Consider the following 19,716-nt stretch of genomic DNA (forward strand, 5'->3'; position numbering starts at 1 on the left):
TTTCCTTATGTATCCATTCATGAGAGATAATGATGAACACCGCCTCTCCCCTTCACACCTAATCGGTGATTAAATAAGCCAACAAAGTGGTAAAGAAAAAGAAAGCAAACAAGTAACCGTTAGCAGAGGCAGTCATTTTAACCCGCTACCTTTTCAAGTGTACTAGATGGGCGAATTCCTACATACGTTATATCGTTGCATCTTTTTTTGTTATGCAGCTTGATTATTGTTTTTATTTAATTATAATAATTATTATTAAGTATTTATTTCTATATTATATTAGATATCATATAACTTATAAATGAATCACTAATAAACCATGGCCTTTAGGGGGAATCGATTATGACTACGAACAAGCGAACATTGACAACAAGTTGGGGAGCTCCCGTTGGTGATAACCAGAACTCAATGACTGCCGGACATCGTGGACCGACCTTAATTCAAGATGTTCATTTGCTGGAGAAACTAGCCCATTTTAATCGCGAGCGCGTACCAGAACGTGTCGTTCATGCAAAAGGTGCCGGCGCACATGGTTATTTTGAAGTAACAAATGACTTATCTACTTATACAAAAGCAAGCTTCCTGTCTGAGATCGGCAAGCGAACGCCAATGTTTATTCGTTTCTCTACTGTAGCTGGTGAGTCTGGGTCTGCTGATACGGTACGTGACCCACGTGGATTTGCTGTGAAATTTTATACCGAAGAAGGCAATTACGATTTAGTCGGCAATAATACACCCGTCTTCTTTATTCGCGATGCGATTAAATTTCCTGATTTCATCCATACACAGAAGCGCCATCCGCAGACCCATTTGAAAAACCCGAACGCGGTATGGGACTTCTGGTCACTATCGCCTGAATCGCTGCACCAAGTCACAATTTTGATGTCGGATCGTGGTATTCCTGCGACTTTGCGGCATATGCATGGCTTCGGCAGTCACACCTTTAAATGGGTGAACAATGAAGGTCAAGCAGTATGGGTCAAATACCATTTCAAGACAGAACAAGGAATCAAAAACTTGGATGTCGAGCTAGCCGCTAAGCTTGCTGGTGAAAATCCCGACTACCATACAGAAGATTTGTTCAACGCCATCGATAAGGGCGACTTCCCTGCTTGGACCTTGTATGTGCAGATTATGCCGGAGCAAGATGCGAATACGTATCGCTTCGATCCATTTGATGTTACTAAAGTATGGTCACAAAAAGACTATCCATTAATTGAAGTTGGACGTATGGTGCTTGATCGCAATCCAGAAAACTATTTTGCAGAAGTAGAGCAAGTGACTTTCTCACCAGGTTCTTTCGTTCCAGGTATAGAAGCTTCACCAGATAAAATGCTGCAAGGGCGCCTATTTGCTTATTCCGATGCACATCGATATCGAGTAGGCGCTAATCATAATACATTGCCGATTAACTGTCCGCATGCCAAAGTCCACAATTATCAACGCGATGGACAAATGCGAGCTGACTCCAACGGAGGCGCTTCTGTCTACTACGAGCCGAATAGCTTCGGTGGACCAACGGAAAGCCCGTCTCATGCAACAGCTCCATATACGGTACATGGCGAAGCACAAAGTGTTGCCTATGATCATCATGATCACTATACACAGGCTGGTGATTTGTATCGTTTGCTGTCAGAAGAAGAACGCAGCCGACTTGTCGACACTATCGTTGCTGCGATGAAGCCTGTTGAGAAGGATGAGATTAAGCTGCGTCAAATTCAGCATTTCTACAAAGCTGATCCTGAATACGGCAAGCGCGTCGCAGAAGGTCTTGGCATGTATGTTCCGGAAGAAAGCAAGTAAGAATCGCTGTTGTAAAGTTGAATGCTTCGTTCAGCTTGATGACCTTTGAAATCATTTCATTCATTTTACGAATACGAATGAATGTACACTTTCCCTCTCAACATACAAACGGCTAAACCTACAATTCTAGGTTTAGCCGTCTTTTTTATAAAGCAAGTGAGATTACAAACATTTACTTATTTGTTTATTTGTTTATTTATTTGCATCCTCATCAGAAGAAGACCATTCCAGATAAAGATAAGTGGAAAGAGTATCCGTGACAGGCTTATATTGCTCATCTGGATAAGTCAGCCGAAAGTTCTTTGCTTCTGTTTCATATCCCCATAATACTAGCTGCTCAATCATCCACTCTCTCCAATCTGTACAATGAAACATATAATAGTGCTGTGCATCACGAACAAATCCAATTCTCGATTCCAAGGAAGCTCCCTCCACAAATTTCTGTGCTTCAACCAATTCAATTGAAGCTGAATTTCCTCCGTCGCTCTGCCAATTTAAGCGTGAATGTGATATCTCTCCCACTCCCTCGTCTTGTTTACCAATTGGAAGCACGCCCAGCCCATTTACCGTTTCAAGAACCATTTTCGAACGCCTATCTGCGCGGATCGACTCTAGCTCGTTCCATAGTAGCGATCTTTCCATTTTTCTTACTTGGAAATCCTCTCGAAATCGCTCCATTTTATTTTTGGTCTCCTGTAATTGTTCAGCCGTCAATCTAAATTCTTCTTCATCCGCTTCTCTCCGCTCTTCTTCCTCTCTTTGTTGAACATAACGCCTATAGTCCTCTTCGCCCGCAAAATGATTAATGAGTAAAGCCTCATCTGCACAATAAATTTCCAAAAATTGAGCCAAGGTATTTCCTGCATAACGTATCTCTAAACCAACATCCATAGGTGAAACACAAATAATAGGTGCTTTATTTAAATCTTCTACCGCTCCGAATTCTGTCAAAAACGCATAATGAATACCGTCCACACCAATCGTTGCAAATGGTATAGAGTCAATCGGTGTACTCAAATAACGACGATCATCATCTTTAAGTATATAGAGTCCTATATCTTCACTATCCGAACATCGCTCCTGACGCTCTAGCATTTTTATAATCGAATCAGGAATTTCATATTTACCGTACAAATCACGCATAGAGTTAGGAATGTTCATCCCATTTCTCCTCTCAAAGTAAAATGATGTCTAATAAAAAAGAGCTTACTTTCTCACCAACGAAATGGGATCAGTCCCTCTGCGCTGATGGAAAATAAGCTCAATTACATTCTGTTTCTTCCTTTATATATACCGTAACATACAGCACCTATTTGCGTACGATCGATAAGTCTTCTAGCATATCTCTAATATAGGCGTTAACACACTTTCCGTTACTGTCAAGATTAAGCTTGAACAGCTGCTCCCTCTAATGCATTAGCAATAAGGTCGCCCATCTCAGTTGTGCTTAGTGCCTGAGCACGATCCGCAGCAATATCGCCTGTGCGATGTCCAGCATCCAGCACCTGCTTCACAGCGCTCTCAATCGCGTCCGCAGCTTCACTATAGCCGAATGTTAAACGATACATAAGTGCCACCGAAAGGATAGTCGCGATTGGATTCGCAACGCCTTGTCCTGCAATGTCTGGTGCTGAACCATGTACAGGCTCATACAAACCGAAGCTGCCTTCGCCAAGCGATGCAGAAGAAAGCATGCCGATCGAGCCGGTAAGCATTGCTGCTTCATCACTCAAAATATCGCCGAACATATTTTCCGTTACGATAACATCAAAGCTGGATGGACGGCGCAGCAGCTGCATCGCACAGTTATCAACGAGTACATGTTCCACTTCAACATCTGGATAATCTGGTGCAATACGATTCACCGTCTCACGCCATAGACGGGATGTCTCCAACACATTCGCTTTATCGACAGAAGCAAGCTTCTTGCGACGTTTCTGCGCTACTTCGAATGCTTGGCGTACAATACGTTCAACTTCTGTTACGTTGTAAACACATGTATCAACTGCTTCTTCACCATGAGCACCTTCACGGCGGAACTTCTCACCGAAGTAAATGCCGCCTGTCAATTCACGTACAACGATAAGATCTGTGCCTTCCAACACTTCTGGCTTAAGTGTGGAAGCGTCTTTCAAGCAATCAAATACGACTGCCGGGCGCAAGTTCGAGAACAATCCCAGCTCTTTACGAATACCGAGCAAGCCTGTCTCTGGACGAAGTTCTTTCGAGTTGTTGTCCCATTTCGGTCCACCAACTGCACCTAAAAGCACTGCATCCGCACGTTTACAAATTTCGAGTGTTTCTTGCGGAAGCGGTGTTCCCTTTTCATCGATTGCAATACCGCCGAACAAACCGTGCTCAAATGCAAATTTTAAACCAAACAATTCCTCCGTACGTTTCATAACCTTAATCGCCTCAGCTACTACTTCTGGACCAATGCCGTCACCTGCAATAACTGCAATCTTTTTAACCTCTGTCATATCCGCTCGCTCCTTCTCTCCGTATGTATGTAAGAAAACACTCCTGATCCAGTAATCCCATACCTTATTATTCCTTACATTTTATCGTACACCACCTCAGATGACTAAGATATAAAATCTATTATCTTAATAGGCTGTATCTATAAAGCTGAGATTATAGTCTATTTTCAATGAGTATATGTAAAAAGTGATATTATTTTAGAGCAAGAATGAACCGTTTCGGCTTTTACGGCCTCTAAGTATACATAGAGTTATTCATTTTAAAAATAAGTCTGCACCTTTTGTTTATGTAAACATTAACATTCCATCCTTTTAACCAAAGCTGCCAAGGAGGTTCACCAATGTGTCTACACCACTAGATGTTCAGCAAGCACAGCAAGGAGACCGTGAAGCTTTTGTCCGACTAATACGAGCCTATGAAGCTAACATGTATGCCTTCTCACGTACGATGCTGCCATCAGACGAAGATTGCGCGGATGCGATTCAAGAGACGATTCTCCTTGCCTATCGATCCATAGCAACATTGAGAGAAGCTGCTTATTTCAAAACATGGCTGTTCCGCATTTTAATTCACGAATGCAGTCGTATTCGCAAAAATAAAGCTAAACATCAATTGCTCGCCACCGATATAAACAATCAGCCAGAACAAACGTTGGCGTATGAAGCCATCGATATACAAGATGCCGTTCAACGACTAGAACCATCTATTCGCATGGTTATTCAACTGCATTATTTTGAAGATTTAACTGTTAAGCAAATTGCCGAAATGATAGATATTCGTGAGGGAACCGTTAAATCTCGACTACATCGAGCACGTAACCTATTAGGGCAGTACTTAACCGATTCAGAAAAGGAGGCAGAATATGAAACGTGTTAATCAGGACAAGCTGGATCAACAGCTTAAAGAAGAGCTGCATCGGACACAGCAAGCAATTCCAGCAGTTGTGCAGCAGCGCATTGACGATACATTAAGTAAGCTGCTCGAGGATACACATGAACATGCACCCGCCCAATCTATACCACTGCCACTGCCAATAGCAGCGCCAACATCTACCCGCTCCACTCGTAGAGCCAATAAAATATGGTTGTGGACAGCACCTGCTGCTGCGATATTACTCGGTGCCGCTATCATTTCTACTGCCTATTACTCACCAGTTATAGACTCGCCCGTTACAAAAGGAGCGCTTAAACAAATTCCTGGAATACTAGTTTCTGAAACGAAGTCCTTGTTCAAAATGTCCAACGATCTTGGCTTGCAAATAGCCGCTGAACAGAAAGTCGTTGAACAATTAGAAGATAATACGGTAATTTATGATTCAATTCGTATGCAAGTAAAGGAAATATTGTACGACGGTAATCGTCTCTCAATCGGTGCTACCTTGCAATATGACGAGCCTGTCACTCGAGAGATGTTAGATGAAATCCAAGAGGAGCTACTTATCAACGGGGAATTTACACACCCAGGACACTCGAAAGAATTCAAAAAAATAGACGAATATACGTATGCTATTATTCTCAATTACAGGCTTCCTGATCTAGCTAACATCTTTGAAGCTCAAATTGTTTTCATGCATCCTGCTTATCCAGATCATAGATGGTCATTCACATTTCCTGTAACAAGTACGAATGATAAGCAGGTATATCCTTTGAGCTTCTCGGCTGTGCAGCAAGGAATGGAATTTAAAGCACGAGAACTGATCGTAACTCCTTATTCCTCCGCACTAGAATTTATATATAAACAAGATGTGAAAAATACAGAAACCCTTTCCTTGCGTATTCAAATTGAAGATGAGCAAGGGCAAGTTCTTCATTGGGTGGGCGGAGGCGGTAGTATAGACAGAACAAAAAATGGTGTTAAGGAAAAACGTATACGCTATGCATTTAACCCCATTGCAAAAAATTCAACTAAACATCTTGTCATCAAGCCTTACATTCAGCCTGTGATTAATAAAAGAGAGAGTAAGAAGCAATTCATTAAAGAGTTCGAATTCACCATTCCACTCACGAATTAAATTCGATTCGCTCTTGAAACGTCAAAACCCGCTATCCAGTAACGATAGCGGGTCTTCATTTGTTCTAATTAAACCAAACCAATCTTATCGCGACGACTGCCATTGTTCAACTGGCGCTTCTCTATCAGACGGTTCAATGCATCTACATATGCACGCGCACTCGCTTCAAGAATATCTGTACTTACGCCACGACCTGATACAATTATTTCGTCTTGATTCATGACAACATGAACTTCACCTTGTGCATCTTTACCATGCGTAACAGACTTAATCGAGTAGTCGGACAATACAACCTCTTCTCCAGTTGCCTTATCAATCGCATTGTAAATCGCATCAACCGAGCCATTACCTTCTGCTTCTTGCTCCAACACGTCACCATCATGCGTGACGATGCGGACTTTAGCAGTTGGAGTCGCTTCATTGCCATAAGCAACATAGATCGTTTGCAGGGAGAAGACTTCTGTTGTATCCACGATTTTCTCCTCAATAAAGGCGCGAATGTCCTCGTCAGAAACTTCTTTCTTCTTGTCTGCCAAATCTTTAAACTTCGAAAATGCAATATTTAGCTGCTCATCATCTAACTCATAGCCAAGATCGATCAACTTCTCTCGGAATGCATGGCGTCCAGAGTGCTTGCCGAGCACAAGCTTGCTCTCCTTAAGGCCAATTGTCTCCGGAGACATAATCTCGTACGTCGTCTTCTCCTTCAGCATACCATCTTGATGAATACCAGATTCATGAGCAAACGCATTCGCACCAACGATTGCTTTGTTACCCGGCACAACCATACCTGTCAACTTGCTGACTAGGCGGCTCGAACGAGCAATCTCCGACAACACCATCGTGGACTTCGCTTGGAAGAAATCTTGGCGTGTTTCCAGCGCCATCGCTACTTCCTCCAATGCCGTATTACCTGCACGCTCACCAATACCATTAATGGTTCCCTCGACTTGATCTGCACCATTCAATACGGCCGCCAATGCATTCGCAGTCGCCATCCCTAAGTCATCATGGCAATGGGCACTAAGCTGGATCTTTTCGATACCTGGTACTTGCTCTTTAAGTGTCTTGAAGATATTTCCGAATTCTGCCGGATATAAATATCCTACGGTATCTGGAATATTAACGACCGTAGCACCCGCCTTGATCGCCATTTCCGTTACTTGGCACAAGAAGTCCAGCTCTGTCCGACCAGCATCCTCAGGGGAAAACTGAATTTTGGTGAAATATTTGCCTGCATACTTAATCGCCGCTTCTGCTGCTTCGAGCATTTGCTCCTTCGTCATGCGCAGCTTATGCTGACGATGAATCGGAGAAGAAGCTAGGAATAGATGGAGACAAGGGTCTTGTGCATCTTTCAACGCTTCATAAGCCGCATCAATATCTTGAACACGAGAACGAGCTAATCCCACAACAGTCGCATTTTTCACCGCTTTGGCAACTGCGTTTACAGCCGCCAAGTCACCAGGCGATGCTGCTGGGAATCCAGCTTCCATACGGTCAATGCCAAGGCGCTCTAGCTGATGCGCGATTTCAAGTTTCTCTTTCGTATTCAAATTGACACCCGGAGATTGCTCACCGTCACGCAAAGTTGTATCAAACAAATATATTTTCCGCATCAATCCGCACCTCCTCATTGCTACTAAAAACGCCCACCCGCCTAATGACGGGCGGACGCATTGCGTAATCGCCTTACTTATTTACCTGCATATAGGTTACATGCACCGCTGTTGCTCAAATGAATATATTAAATATAATGCCGTTGCTTATTTCTTAATCCAGTGCATCATTTCACGCAATTGACCACCAACAACTTCGATCGGATGGTTCGCTTCATTGCGGCGAGTTGCTGTCAAGAATGCACGGTTGGCTTGGTTCTCCAAGATGAAGTCGCGAGCGAACTTACCTTGTTGAATATCAGCCAATACTTCTTTCATTGCTTTCTTCGTTTCTTCTGTAACGATACGAGGACCTGTTACATAGTCGCCGTACTCCGCTGTGTTACTGATGGAGTCGCGCATAGTAGCCAATCCGCCTTCGTATACAAGGTCAACGATAAGCTTCAGCTCATGGAGACACTCGAAGTAAGCCATTTCCGGAGAGTATCCAGCTTCTGTCAATGTTTCGAAACCAGCTTTGATAAGCGCGCTTACACCGCCACACAATACTGCTTGCTCACCGAACAAGTCTGTTTCTGTTTCTTCCTTGAAGGATGTTTCGATAACGCCAGCACGAGTACAGCCGATACCTTTTGCATATGCCAATCCGATTGCTTTCGCATTGCCTGTCGCGTCTTGCTCGATTGCAATAAGTCCAGGAACACCGAATCCTTCTGTATATGTACGACGAACCAGGTGACCTGGAGATTTCGGCGCAACGAGAAGAACATCATTGTCTTTAGGTGCTACGATTTGACCGTAGTGCACGTTGAAGCCGTGAGAGAACATAAGAGCAGCGCCCTTTTTGAGGTTAGGAGCGATGTCATTGTGATAAACGCTTGCTTGCGTTTCATCCGGCATCAAAATTTGTACAACATCAGCACGGCTAGTAGCATCAGCAACAGACAATACTTCGAATCCGTCTTGACGAGCTTTGTCAGCTGATTTACCTTCACGAAGACCGATTACAACATCCAAACCGCTGTCACGCAAGTTTTGTGCTTGAGCATGACCTTGCGAGCCGTAACCGATTACAGCGATTGTCTTACCATTCAGTACTGCGAAATCTGCGTCTTTTTCATAATACATCGTAACTGCCATTGTTATGATTCCTCCTCAAATTTGTTCCCATTTTGTATATATACGTAAGGTATATATGATGTTTAGCCCTCGGATGATAAAGGGTATTTCAAAGGACAATTCCATCTTATCTTCTGAAATACCCCCTCATCCGAAGGGTCTTACAGCTTACAACGTACAACATGCATGTTCGTATAAAATGAAATCCGAATTCCGATTCACTGCCTTACGTTGAGCTAACTCAGTTCAACTTAGCGGCTTACACCATCTGTAATCGATCCGCGAATCATCGCCGTTACGCCTGTACGGCTAATCTCACGAATGCCGTATGGTTCCATCAATTCAATCATCGCTTCTATTTTAGAAGATTCCCCCAACACTTGCACAACAACTGTGCTCGGGCCAATATCAATAATAGAAGCGCGGAATGTCTCGACAACGCCAAGTATTTCTGGTCGCATGTTCGGCTCAGCCTTTACCTTAATTAGGGCAAGTTCACGTGCAACCATCTGTTGAGAGCTAAGGTTGATAACTTTGATAACATCAATAATCTTGTATAGTTGCTTTTCCACTTGCTCTAGCATTTGTTCATCCGCTGTCGTGACGATAACCATTCTTGATAATCCAGGTTCTTCGGAAGCGCCTACCGTAATACTCTCGATATTGAAGCCGCGACGTCCGAACAATCCTGAGACGCGTTGCAGCACGCCTGGTTGATCGTTTACGATGACAGCTATCGTGTGTCTAGTCATTGTAATCGTGCTCATTCGCCATCCCCCATTATCATTTGATCAATCGTAGATCCTTGTGTAACCATCGGATATACATTTTCGTGTTTACGAACAACGAACTCAACTACAGCAGGTCCCGGTGTATTCAAAGCTTGCTCCCAAGCTAACTTCGCCTCTTCCTTATTCGTCGCACGGAAGCCGCGAACGCCATATGCTTCTGCCAATTTTACAAAGTCCGGGCTGCCCGCTAAGTCAATATGGCTGTATCGCTCATCATAAATGATCTCTTGCCATTGGCGAACCATACCGAGCACTTGGTTATTGATGATAACAACCTTAACCGGAATATTGTTAATCGCACAGATTGCAAGCTCCTGCGCACACATTTGCATGCCGCCATCGCCATTAATGGAAACGACTGTCCGATCCGGATGAGCCATTTGCGCACCGATTGCTGAAGGGAAACCGAAGCCCATCGTTCCAAGACCGCCAGATGTAATCCAAGAGCGCGGTTGGTTAAAACGATAATATTGCGCCGCCCACATCTGATGCTGACCTACGTCAGTTGTTACGATCGCCTCGCCCTTTGTCGTGTCATGGATCATTTGGATAACCCATTGCGGTTTTAATTCCACATCACTGTCTTCATATCGCAACGGCTGATCGATCTTCCAACCTAGCAACTGTGCTCGCCATGCATCCGCTTTGTCCGCTCGTTTCACCGATTCATTCGCCTGTGTCAACGCTGTTTTAATGTCAGCAACAATCGGTATATCCGTTGGAACATTTTTGCCAATCTCAGCCGGGTCGATATCGATGTGGACAATTTTCGCATGCGGTGCGAAGCCATCCAACTTCATCGTTACTCGGTCATCGAACCTTGCACCGATATTTATAAGCAAATCCGCCTGTTGAATTGCGTTATTGGCCGTGAATGTACCATGCATACCTGGCATTCCTAGCCATAAGTCATGTCCGCTTGGGAATCCACCAAGTCCGAGCAATGTCGTCGTCACTGGAATTTGCGCGGTCGTAAGGAATTGATACAGCTCTTCATGCGCACCAGAGTGGATAACCCCTGCTCCCGCCAAAACGATCGGGCGCTCTGCTTCTTCAATCGCCTTAAGCATTTTATCAACCTGATACTTATTCGGCTTCACCGTCGGATGATAGCCACGAATATCTATCGTTGTTGCTGGTTGAAATAGGGTCTTCGCAGCCGATACATCCTTAGGAACATCTATCAATACTGGACCTTTACGCCCTGTATTTGCGATGTGGAATGCTTCATGAATAATACGCGGCAAGTCTTCTACATCACGAACGAGATAGCTATGCTTCGTAATTGGCATCGTAATTCCTGTAATATCCGCTTCTTGGAACGCATCTGTTCCGATCAGCGTCGTCGCAACGTTACCTGTAATGACTACAAGTGGAACGGAGTCCATATACGCAGTCGCAATACCCGTTACTAGATTCGTTGCTCCAGGACCCGAAGTCGCGATACACACACCAACGTTGCCGCTAGCTCGTGCATATCCATCCGCTGCATGAATGGCGCCCTGCTCATGCCTTGTCAGCAAATGCTTGAAATCATCAAAGCCATGCATCGCATCGTAAATATACAATACGGCTCCCCCCGGATAGCCGAAGACGCATTCCGCACCTTCCAACAACAAGCTTCGAAGTAAAATTTCTGAACCTGTAATTACTTCGGGCTTCATCCATTTCTGACGTAATTCTTCTTTAGACCGCATGGTTGCTTGCTGAGCGCTCATTCGCCATCCCCCTCACCTAATCTGTAATTGAAATCAATCACTTAGACTTGAATATAACAAAAAAACCTTCCGCCCCAGGACACAGTTCTTGTATCCATAGGGACGAAAGGTTAGCTTCCGTGGTACCACCCAGATTTGCTATATGTCTCGCAACATAGAGCCTCCATAAGTTTGCAGCATATAGCTGCATACTGTAACAGCGCCTAACGCGCGCCCGACGATTCTACCTAGTAGTTAACGGATATTTCTTGGCCTTACTTGTGTTCTTGCATCCGTCTTCGTTCAGCAGAACAGCTCCGAGGTGAGCATCGATCATAAGGGGTTAAGGCCGCGGTTTCAGCATAGTCCGCATGCTCTCTGGTCATAAGAGCCCTTCGTCTTTAGTCCTCATCATAGCCATTGGTATGTTATGTCAAAATGTGTTCCAAATGTTTAGAAACATTATATGCCTACGATTTGAGCGAGTCAATAGGATGATTAAAAAAAATACCAAAATGTTCTGGTGTCCATTCAAACGATCAAAAGCAGGCATAGAATAAACGAAAACGTGCTGCCATACAGCTGCTATCAAGCTTGAACTGGAGGAATGCACATGCTTCGAGTACGTACACCTGAGCAAGATGACGAAATCATATGGTCTTTGGTAGAAAACGAATTAATCCCCAAATCCAATCTCAGTTGGGACATTCCTCAGCTTAAAAAGGAGATGCCAACACGCCTGTCCAAAGGCTTCACGTATGTCAAAGCAGATCTTGTCAATCGGCCTGTCGGGTTTATCCATGCGATCGTAATTGATCGCATTTTATTCATCGATATGTTGGCCGTCCATTCCCATCTGCAGCGGAAAGGCATAGGACAAATGCTGCTTCAATCTGCTGAAAAACAAGCCATACAACAATCTTGCAGCTCAGCCAAGCTCGCTGTAGATGCAGGCAATAAACCGGCACAGCGCTTCTATGAACGAGCTGGCTACAAAAGCACACAGTATCTAGCAAGTCTCCAGTGCTGGGAAATGTGTAAAATAATACAGCCCGGAAACCATTCCGGACCGTAGCCGATACGTCACACGCATCCCTCATGCGCTGCTATCGATACTTGCTATCTCTTGCCTACCGCCACCGCTAGTCTTGGAGTTAGTAGAACGGCCTCGGTCCGAAGCAGCCACCACAGCCACCGCCGCCGAACGGTCCACCAAATGGACCAAAGCCAAATCCTCCTCCACACCCTAACGTCCCAATGGCAAGCAAATCAAACAAGATGAGAGGCAGCAGAAAACATCTCGCTCTAGCTTTACCGTCTGCTGGTGCCAGGACAAGCTCGTTACCGGAAATTCGAACAAGTTTGCCCGAAACTACTTTTCCGTCTTGACGAACAGCATAAATATGCTGCCCTATCAATTTCTCGGCCTGAGATTTGGTAACATGCTGCAAGGAAATCCCTCCTTCAGTCAACTTACTCTACAGCATATGAGAGCTTTACAAACCTGCTTGTATCGTTACCCTACTGACTTGCAAATTGTACGATTTCCTCATAGATTGCGAGACTTTCACCTACCGGCTAAACATAATTTATAAATCTTCTAAAAATAAAAAGACCGGAAATAGCTGCAGCCTAGTCAAGCCTACTCCCAATCCATCAGGTGGTCGCTATACCGATTGGTTCTTCCAAGAGTTCAAGAAGCCCGGCTTCACACCTGAAGTGAGCAGAGGTGTCAAAAAGCTGCTTACGACCATCTTGCACCTTCAGTTGATCCAATGATATAGTAACCCGCATATAGGGGCAATTGAACAAGACGGGGGATTCGAATCATGAGTTATAAAATTGTGTTTTTTGACATTGATGGAACACTCGTAAATGATGAAAAAGAGATTCCACAGGACGCAATTGCGGCAATCGCAGAGCTGCAAAATAAAGGTGTGGAGGCGGTCATAGCAACGGGACGAGCACCGTATTTCATAGAGTCCTTGGCCAAGCAGCTAAACATTGACTCCTTCGTCTGTTTAAATGGCGGGTATGTTGTCTATCAGGGAAAAACGATATTTAGACGATCGATTCCTCGTGAAGATGTGGAAACGCTAGTGAATCATGCAGCTCTGCATCAGCATGCACTCGTATTTGAAGGAGAATTTGCTTTCTATTCTAGCATTGTGGATCATCCCTTTATGTTAGATGCTGTCCAATCGTTAAAAGTCGACCTGCCTGGCCATAATCCAGAATACTGGCACGACGAACAAATTTATCAAATGTTTTTACATTGCACGGCGGAAGACGAGCCTCTATATAACGAGATTGTACCGGGTTTACGTTATATTCGATGGCACCCAACAGCGATGGATGTGCTGCCGCATGATTCATCGAAGGCGGAAGGGATACAAGCTATGCTTCGACTACTACATATTTCTCCTGAGGAAGCGATTGCCTTTGGTGATGGGCTCAATGATAAAGAAATGCTGAGCGTAGTTGGCCTTGGAATTGCTATGGGCAATTCACATGAAGAATTGTTGCCATATGCTGATTACGTTACTACTCATGTGAATGAAGGCGGCATCCGCCATGGATTGCAGTATGCTGGATTAATCGATTAATATAGCATGAATGGATAAATGTGTTAATATGGAGTTCCAGCTTGTCTTCATATCCTAGAAGAAGGGAGGATGAATTACGTGCTTCAAACCCCAATCAGCCGATTACGAACGTTCGGAATCGTGGAAGGTATTTCCTATATTTTATTACTATTTGTAGCTATGCCCCTACGTACATTTATGGATATGCCTGAAGCGGTTTCCATTTCCGGCATGGCCCATGGAATATTGTTTTTACTATATATCCTTGCTGTTGGCCATGTTTGGCTTGTTCATCGTTGGCCCCTCACGCGCGTCATTATCGCAGTCCTTGTTTCCTTTATTCCTTTTGGTAATTTTGTATTTGACCAATCGTTGAAAAAAGAAGAGCAAGACAACCCAACAAAAGCCGCCTAGGATCTTTCCGAAGCGGTTTTATTTTTTTACTAGCATATTGACTATTGACACTTCCGTTTTTTTCTATTAATTTATATATAACCAAACGGTTATATGAAATTGGAGGTACGGCTATGACGGACATTTATCGAGCCATCGCAGATCCTATTCGCCGCAAAATACTGCGTATGGTGTCGCAGAAAGAATGTACACAGTCGGATATCGTAGCTTCCTTTTCGATCTCACAGCCAGCTATTAAGAAGCATCTTGCGATTCTACTGGAAGAACAACTGCTGCTTGAGCGCAGGATGGGAAAGTTCTGCTATTACCGATTAAACACTCCTGTCTTTCAACAAGAATATTTACAGCTGCAGAGTGAATTGGGTCTTGTCTTGGAGAACAAACTGGCAGGACTGAAACATTACTTAGAGAACCTAGAGGAGGAATAGTACATGTTTGATTCACCGATTACAAGCGTAAAGAGAGAGACGTTTATCCGTACAACACCTGAGCGAGTTTGGAAAGCATTAACCAATCCAGCAGAACGGAATCGTTGGGAAACAAGGCAAGCCAACATTGATCTTCGTATTGACGGGAAGATCGAGCTTGATTACGGCTGGGGTGTTGATTATGTCGGAACAATTGTTGAAATGGAAGAAAACGCTAGACTCGTTATAAAAGATGAGAGTGATGATTTAACAATCTGGACACTGCAAGCAGTTGAAGAAGGAACCGTTGTTGTGTTGGAGTATACAGGTCTGTGGGCTGGAGCGTTTGGCTTTATGACAGCGGAAGATATGGGCTTTGGAACCGAACAACTGCTACGAAATATGGTAACTGTGTTAGAGGAAGAGCAAGACAACCGCGATACGTACTGGACGAGTTGGATCGGCGTTAATCACCACACCCTGCTTAACAGCACGCAAAAGGGCTCTGTTATTATTAAAGTGATTCCAGGTACACCTGCGGAAGGAATTCTTCTGGAAGGAGACATTCTACTTCGTGTAAATGATCGTATCGTTGAAACTTTCAGCGATTTCGAGCGGGTCGTTACCATGACAGTACCTGGTCAAACCTTAACTGTCAGCATTCTTCGTGATGGTGAACAACAGCAATTTACCCTAGATGCTGTCCCATTCGGAGAAAAGAAAATCGCCTCCTAAGCGATCATACGCTTCTCAATAGATACACATGAAAAGGCCGCTACCGGACGCTTACCGAAGCGGCCTTTCTACTGCTTGGCAAATCATACGAAACCTCGATATACTAGCTACCTCCTACCAGATGGTTGTTTGCAACTGCTAAATGAATGTGAGCTATATGATGTCGGTCATGCCAAATCAGTCTTTGAAGAGCAATGTCTAGGGTGAGGGAATCTAACGTTTGTGTACGCAATTTTTTATGAAAATCATCAGGTTGAAGACTGTTACAGAGGATGAAAAATCTTCGGTGAAGCGTTTCAATAAGCAGTATGGAATCTTCAATAGGCAGATGATTATACTCATCAAGAGCAGCCCACGCATCTTGATCGTACGAGCTAGCCGTAGGTTCTTCTTCGGTTAATGCGCGCTTAAATCGCAAATAAGCATTTACGTTATTATCCGCTACATGATGCACAATTTGCTGAATCGTCCAGCCCCCAGGGCGGTAGGAGTAATGAAATTGCTCAGGGGTTAAATGATATATTGCATTTCGCAGCTCTATACTTATTTCTGGAATCTGGCTAATAAAATAGTTTCGCTCTATCATGGTGGGATTCAGTATCGGTTTAAATGGATTACTAATGAATTTATTAGTCTCCACAGCCTCAGTACCCCTTTCAAGGAATTTTCAAATGGAGCCAGCTGCCTATTTTCACAGCTAATTTTTCGTCAGAACGTCAACTTACTCTTGTACATACCCACGCGCAATTGAATTATGGACTAGCTGTTGGGTATAGGCCCACAACGTTGTGGAACCATCGCCAATTTCACTATTCCGCTTCAAAATTTGCTCGCTTGTAATCTGGTAGGTTCGCCACGTGTCACCTTCATTGTAATAGTTATGTAAGATAGGATGCAAGCGGTCTAACGAGGCAGCAAACCGCGCTTCGTTACTTTCTTTCCGCTCAAATTCAAGCCACAGGTTCATTATTTCCTCCCCCTGTTCTCTTGGTAAGAGACCAAAAATTCGCTGTGCCGCTTGCATCTCTCGTTCATGTTTGTCTTCATTAGCAGCTGTATCGTACACAAATGTGTCACCCGCATCAATCTCGACTAGATCATGAATAAGCAGCATTTTTACTACTTTGAATACATCAACTTCTTCATTTGCATGACCACTTAAGATGAGCGCCATTACAGCTAGATGCCAGGAATGCTCCGCATCATTTTCTAGCCTTGTATCGCTAACAATTTTCGTTTTTCTTTGAATCGTCTTGAGCTTGTCAATCTCTATCAAAAACTGGAGTTGTTTCTGCAAAATATGTTCCATGTGCTTGTCCCCTCATTTTATTATATAACCAATTACTTCCTATCCCTTATGATGTTCATCGTATTATTTCGCTAAAAAAATGACTAGGACATATGTCTTCAAGCTAAATAGGCATAGACTGCCCCTTACCTGCCCCCTATGCCTTTCAAGTCTCCTACTTTCCGAATAATATTTCATCCACTTAAATAAGCAAGGTTTCATGTACATAAAAAATACACAGCACTCCTCAATAATGGTATTCAAAGGGCTGCACAATCAATACCTTTCTAACAGCGCTGAACCCTTACTAAGATTGCCTGCAAGGTAATCTAAAATACTGGATAGGAGTGAAGATTTATGAAACAAGCAGTAACCGCTGAACAGTATGCAAAAGCAAAAGAATGGAGCCAAGATTGGCACGATGATGTGGACAATGCACAAGTCGCACCACATTGGATTGGCCCATCGTCAACGTTCTGGTATCAACGCGATATTCGAGTGGGCGCACAAAAAGGAAGTGAATATGTGATCGTGGATCCCGTTTCCAACTCGGCAGAACCTGCCTTTGACCATGCGCGTTTGGCAACAGCCTTACGAGCCTTATTACAGGAAGAAGTTGATCCGCATCAGCTCCCCATTGATAAGCTAACGATTAACGATCATCCTTCTATTATTTATTTTGTTGCAAAAGAAAAATACTGGGCTTATGATCAGACACAGAACGAATGCTATGAAGTAGAACCCGCACAAGCTAAGCCAAATGAATTATTGTCTCCAGATGGACAATGGGCAGCCTATGTAGAAAATTATAATCTCTATGTTCGTCATCTAAAAACAGAAGAAGTGCGGCAGCTAACCTACGATGGAGAACAATACTATGGATACGGTTCCGAAGAATCAGCCATGAATGAGACGTCCCAGCAAATCTCCGGTGATGTCCCCCCACCAAGTGTGCTATGGTCACCTGATTCGAAGAAACTGATCACACTTCGTTTGGACGAGAAAAATGTAAAAGAACTGCATGTCGTCCAAAACGTCCCGCTAGACCATAAGGAAGTTCGACCTACCCTGTACACGTCACGTTACGCGATGGTCGGGGATAAACATGTTCCGATGATGGAAGTGTATATTGCAAATATCGATCATCAACAATCAATACGAGTAGAAGCCGAGCCTATTGCGGCTACTAGTCCCTCTGCTTTTCACCCTATAACACCGCTAGCTGGTTGGTCTGAGGACAGTCAACAGGTCTACTATAAACAAGTAGCCAGAGACTTTAAATCAGCGCAGCTCATCCTCGTCCAAGCTGATACGGGTGAAGCCAGAGTCATTGCGGAAGAAACAAACGAAACGTTCATTTTCACTCATTTGTATCATAATGGAAACATCTCCTATTATAGCTATTTTAATATTATGACATCGTTGAAGCCTAACTTCCAACTGCTGCAGGATAATTCTCTCATCTGGCTGTCTGAACGAGATGGCTACGGTCATCTGTATGTCATTGATTCTTGTACAGGTCAGACGCTAAGGGCATTGACAGCCGGCAATTGGAACGTGCGGCGTCTCATCGCCATTGATGAAGAACAAGGCTGGGTCTATTTCACAGCAAGCGGTCGGGAAACGGGACGTGATCCGTATTATCAGCACCTTTACCGTGTCCAGTTAGATGGCTCATGTCTCTCCTTACTCACGCCAGAAGACGCTAATCATAATGTGATTCTCTCTCCTGACTTCGCTTATTTTGTAAACACGCATTCTCGCGTCGATTCCCCACCTACCTCTGTACTGCGCAGTGTAAACGGAGATTGCATCCGCGAGCTGGAGCGTGCCAACATCCAGCCTTTGTTAGAGAGAGGCTATCAACTGCCAGAGCGCTTTACGGTTAAGGCGGCAGATGGGATTACCGATTTATACGGCATTATTATTAAGCCAGCTCATCTCGATCTAGCACAGACTTACCCTGTTATCGATCATTACTATGCTGGACCTCAGGTCATTCAAACACCAAAGTCATTCACATTAAAGGCATTAAATACTGGCGGAGCACAAGCACTCGCTCAACTAGGCTTTGCCACTATCCTTATGGATGGCAAAGGGACTCCTTTCCGCTCACGTGAATTTATCGATGTAGTAGCAGGAAATATGGGCGATGGTTCTGGACTCGAAGACCATGTGGCGTCCCTGCCTCAATTGGCACAAATGTATCCATTCCTAGATATCGAACGTGTAGGAATTTGGGGCAGTTCTGGCGGCGGCTATGGCGCAGCACGTGCTATTTTGAAATACCCTGATACGTACACAGCTGCGGTTGCTTCTGCAGGCAATCACGATCAATTGATGTACATTAATATGTGGGGCGAACATTACCAAGGGATGCTTGATCCACAATATCCGGATCGCTATGCGAATCAAGCAAATGCGGATTTGGCTGCCCATTTGAAAGGCAAGCTGCTGCTCGCACATGGCGATATCGACGATAATGTCCATATCGGCCAGACGTTACGATTAGCTGCTGCCCTGATTAAGGCAGATAAAGATTTCGATCTGCTTATTATGCCTAATGTCGAGCATAACGTTCCTGCAGAAGCTTATTTTATCCGTAGAAAATGGGACTTCTTTATTAGACACTTATTGGGAGTAGAACCACCTAAACTTCCCATACATGCACCTGACAATGAAGGGCAATCTGCTTCCATAGAGTCTAATTCCATGAAAGCAAGTATAAGTTAGCCTATTCACACAATCCTATTTGATGAAATGGAG

Annotated in this window: 18 protein-coding genes; 9 read left to right on the forward strand and 9 right to left on the reverse strand. The window is 44.0% G+C overall.

Annotated elements, in window-relative coordinates; translation table 11 throughout:
- Positions 1-342: 342 nt before the first annotated feature.
- Positions 343-1,803, forward strand: a complete 1,461-nt coding sequence (gene katA, locus H580_RS0100500) for a catalase KatA (RefSeq protein ID WP_028593058.1) — start codon at positions 343-345, stop codon at positions 1,801-1,803.
- Positions 1,804-1,995: 192 nt separating this feature from the next.
- On the opposite strand, the gene H580_RS25270 is transcribed toward katA, so the two are convergent.
- Together H580_RS25270 and leuB are read right to left on the reverse strand one after the other, a co-directional pair.
- Positions 1,996-2,964, reverse strand: coding sequence for a hypothetical protein (locus H580_RS25270; RefSeq protein ID WP_051217118.1), 969 nt, complete (start codon positions 2,962-2,964; stop codon positions 1,996-1,998).
- Between the two features lie 224 nt (positions 2,965-3,188).
- Positions 3,189-4,283 (reverse strand): 3-isopropylmalate dehydrogenase, encoded by a 1,095-nt coding sequence (gene leuB, locus H580_RS0100510; protein ID WP_028593059.1) that lies wholly within the window; start codon positions 4,281-4,283, stop codon positions 3,189-3,191.
- 343 nt (positions 4,284-4,626) lie between these two features.
- On the opposite strand from leuB, the gene H580_RS0100515 reads away from it, so the two are divergent.
- Together H580_RS0100515 and H580_RS0100520 are read left to right on the forward strand one after the other, a co-directional pair.
- Positions 4,627-5,160, forward strand: a complete 534-nt coding sequence (locus H580_RS0100515) for an RNA polymerase sigma factor (RefSeq protein ID WP_028593060.1) — start codon at positions 4,627-4,629, stop codon at positions 5,158-5,160.
- Positions 5,147-6,295 (forward strand): DUF4179 domain-containing protein, encoded by a 1,149-nt coding sequence (locus tag H580_RS0100520; protein ID WP_028593061.1) that lies wholly within the window; start codon positions 5,147-5,149, stop codon positions 6,293-6,295. The genes H580_RS0100515 and H580_RS0100520 overlap by 14 nt, the downstream gene beginning before the upstream one ends.
- Positions 6,296-6,363: 68 nt before the next feature.
- Here the strand turns inward: H580_RS0100520 and H580_RS0100525 are convergent, their stop codons facing one another.
- From H580_RS0100525 to ilvB, 4 genes are all read right to left on the reverse strand, one after another.
- Positions 6,364-7,914, reverse strand: a complete 1,551-nt coding sequence (locus H580_RS0100525) for a 2-isopropylmalate synthase (protein WP_028593062.1) — start codon at positions 7,912-7,914, stop codon at positions 6,364-6,366.
- A gap of 147 nt (positions 7,915-8,061) precedes the next feature.
- On the reverse strand, positions 8,062-9,054 hold the full coding sequence (gene ilvC, locus H580_RS0100530; RefSeq protein ID WP_028593063.1) for a ketol-acid reductoisomerase: 993 nt from the start codon (positions 9,052-9,054) through the stop codon (positions 8,062-8,064).
- A 230-nt stretch (positions 9,055-9,284) separates the two neighbouring features.
- Positions 9,285-9,785 (reverse strand): acetolactate synthase small subunit, encoded by a 501-nt coding sequence (ilvN, locus tag H580_RS0100535; protein WP_028593064.1) that lies wholly within the window; start codon positions 9,783-9,785, stop codon positions 9,285-9,287.
- 11 nt (positions 9,786-9,796) lie between these two features.
- Entirely contained in the window at positions 9,797-11,542 is a 1,746-nt protein-coding gene (ilvB, locus tag H580_RS0100540; RefSeq protein ID WP_028593065.1) for a biosynthetic-type acetolactate synthase large subunit, read from the reverse strand.
- 592 nt (positions 11,543-12,134) lie between these two features.
- Between ilvB and H580_RS0100545 the strand changes: the two genes are divergently transcribed.
- Positions 12,135-12,596: a GNAT family N-acetyltransferase gene (locus tag H580_RS0100545; protein WP_028593066.1), complete on the forward strand. Its 462-nt coding sequence runs from the start codon at positions 12,135-12,137 to the stop codon at positions 12,594-12,596.
- A gap of 79 nt (positions 12,597-12,675) precedes the next feature.
- Here H580_RS0100545 and H580_RS0100550 read toward each other — a convergent pair whose 3' ends face one another.
- Entirely contained in the window at positions 12,676-12,972 is a 297-nt protein-coding gene (locus H580_RS0100550; RefSeq protein ID WP_028593067.1) for a hypothetical protein, read from the reverse strand.
- 378 nt (positions 12,973-13,350) lie between these two features.
- Between H580_RS0100550 and H580_RS0100555 the strand changes: the two genes are divergently transcribed.
- The 4 genes from H580_RS0100555 to H580_RS0100570 all read left to right on the forward strand — a co-directional run bounded on the left by H580_RS0100555 (position 13,351) and on the right by H580_RS0100570 (position 15,662).
- Positions 13,351-14,127: a Cof-type HAD-IIB family hydrolase gene (locus H580_RS0100555; RefSeq protein WP_028593068.1), complete on the forward strand. Its 777-nt coding sequence runs from the start codon at positions 13,351-13,353 to the stop codon at positions 14,125-14,127.
- 78 nt (positions 14,128-14,205) lie between these two features.
- Positions 14,206-14,520: a DUF3817 domain-containing protein gene (locus H580_RS0100560; protein ID WP_028593069.1), complete on the forward strand. Its 315-nt coding sequence runs from the start codon at positions 14,206-14,208 to the stop codon at positions 14,518-14,520.
- Positions 14,521-14,633: 113 nt separating this feature from the next.
- Positions 14,634-14,948 carry a metalloregulator ArsR/SmtB family transcription factor gene (locus tag H580_RS0100565; protein WP_028593070.1) on the forward strand — a complete coding sequence of 105 codons (315 nt, stop codon included), beginning with the start codon at positions 14,634-14,636 and terminating at the stop codon, positions 14,946-14,948.
- 3 nt (positions 14,949-14,951) lie between these two features.
- Complete coding sequence (locus tag H580_RS0100570; protein WP_028593071.1) at positions 14,952-15,662, forward strand: SRPBCC domain-containing protein; 711 nt, start codon at positions 14,952-14,954, stop codon at positions 15,660-15,662.
- Between the two features lie 103 nt (positions 15,663-15,765).
- Here the strand turns inward: H580_RS0100570 and H580_RS22825 are convergent, their stop codons facing one another.
- Positions 15,766-16,302: a YfiT family bacillithiol transferase gene (locus H580_RS22825; protein WP_036604250.1), complete on the reverse strand. Its 537-nt coding sequence runs from the start codon at positions 16,300-16,302 to the stop codon at positions 15,766-15,768.
- Positions 16,303-16,383: 81 nt separating this feature from the next.
- Entirely contained in the window at positions 16,384-16,971 is a 588-nt protein-coding gene (locus tag H580_RS0100580) for an HD domain-containing protein (protein ID WP_028593072.1), read from the reverse strand.
- A gap of 336 nt (positions 16,972-17,307) precedes the next feature.
- Here H580_RS0100580 and H580_RS22830 point away from each other — a divergent pair, with 336 nt between their 5' ends.
- Positions 17,308-19,683 (forward strand): S9 family peptidase, encoded by a 2,376-nt coding sequence (locus tag H580_RS22830; RefSeq protein WP_051217120.1) that lies wholly within the window; start codon positions 17,308-17,310, stop codon positions 19,681-19,683.
- Positions 19,684-19,716 lie beyond the last annotated feature (33 nt).

Origin of the sequence: Paenibacillus assamensis DSM 18201, from assembly GCF_000422445.1 — a bacterium.
Classification (GTDB): Bacteria; Bacillota; Bacilli; order Paenibacillales; family Paenibacillaceae; genus Paenibacillus_B; species Paenibacillus_B assamensis.

What these genes read in the sequence shown, in the direction of transcription:
- katA (WP_028593058.1), top strand. Translation starts at nt 343, where the DNA reads ATGACTACGAACAAGCGAACATTGACAACAAGTTGGGGAGCTCCCGTT.
- H580_RS25270 (WP_051217118.1), bottom strand. Translation starts at nt 2,964, where the DNA reads ATGAACATTCCTAACTCTATGCGTGATTTGTACGGTAAATATGAAATT.
- leuB (WP_028593059.1), bottom strand. Translation starts at nt 4,283, where the DNA reads ATGACAGAGGTTAAAAAGATTGCAGTTATTGCAGGTGACGGCATTGGT.
- H580_RS0100520 (WP_028593061.1), top strand. Translation starts at nt 5,147, where the DNA reads ATGAAACGTGTTAATCAGGACAAGCTGGATCAACAGCTTAAAGAAGAG.
- H580_RS0100525 (WP_028593062.1), bottom strand. Translation starts at nt 7,914, where the DNA reads ATGCGGAAAATATATTTGTTTGATACAACTTTGCGTGACGGTGAGCAA.
- ilvC (WP_028593063.1), bottom strand. Translation starts at nt 9,054, where the DNA reads ATGGCAGTTACGATGTATTATGAAAAAGACGCAGATTTCGCAGTACTG.
- ilvN (WP_028593064.1), bottom strand. Translation starts at nt 9,785, where the DNA reads ATGACTAGACACACGATAGCTGTCATCGTAAACGATCAACCAGGCGTG.
- ilvB (WP_028593065.1), bottom strand. Translation starts at nt 11,542, where the DNA reads ATGAGCGCTCAGCAAGCAACCATGCGGTCTAAAGAAGAATTACGTCAG.
- H580_RS0100545 (WP_028593066.1), top strand. Translation starts at nt 12,135, where the DNA reads ATGCTTCGAGTACGTACACCTGAGCAAGATGACGAAATCATATGGTCT.
- H580_RS0100555 (WP_028593068.1), top strand. Translation starts at nt 13,351, where the DNA reads ATGAGTTATAAAATTGTGTTTTTTGACATTGATGGAACACTCGTAAAT.
- H580_RS0100565 (WP_028593070.1), top strand. Translation starts at nt 14,634, where the DNA reads ATGACGGACATTTATCGAGCCATCGCAGATCCTATTCGCCGCAAAATA.
- H580_RS0100570 (WP_028593071.1), top strand. Translation starts at nt 14,952, where the DNA reads ATGTTTGATTCACCGATTACAAGCGTAAAGAGAGAGACGTTTATCCGT.
- H580_RS0100580 (WP_028593072.1), bottom strand. Translation starts at nt 16,971, where the DNA reads ATGGAACATATTTTGCAGAAACAACTCCAGTTTTTGATAGAGATTGAC.
- H580_RS22830 (WP_051217120.1), top strand. Translation starts at nt 17,308, where the DNA reads ATGAAACAAGCAGTAACCGCTGAACAGTATGCAAAAGCAAAAGAATGG.